Annotated in this window: 1 protein-coding gene; it reads right to left on the bottom strand. The window is 59.3% G+C overall.

What is annotated here, in order from left to right; translation table 11 throughout:
• On the bottom strand, positions 1-241 hold a 241-nt coding region (locus J5M56_RS26370), incomplete at both ends, for an amino acid permease (RefSeq protein WP_207938233.1).

Raw genomic sequence — 241 nt, 5'->3', positions numbered from 1 at the left:
GCCTCCTTGATGCCGCGCAGCACCAGAAAATGCACGGCCCACAGCAGCACGGAGGCGCAAGCGATGGCAACCGGCGTATTGCCCTGGCCAAATACTGGAAAGTAGAAGCCCAGGGTGCTGAACAGCAGCACGAAGTAGCCGACATTCCCTAGCCAGGCGCTGATCCAGTACCCCCATGCTGATGAGAAACCCATGTAATCGCCGAAGCCTGCCTTGGCATAGGCATACACACCGCCGTCCA

Origin of the sequence: Pseudomonas sp. 51_B (genome assembly GCF_017491595.1) — a bacterium.
Classification (GTDB): domain Bacteria; phylum Pseudomonadota; class Gammaproteobacteria; order Pseudomonadales; family Pseudomonadaceae; genus Aquipseudomonas; species Aquipseudomonas promysalinigenes.
Note: the sequence above shows the minus strand (reverse complement) of the source record. Positions and strands in the feature narration are given on the sequence as shown.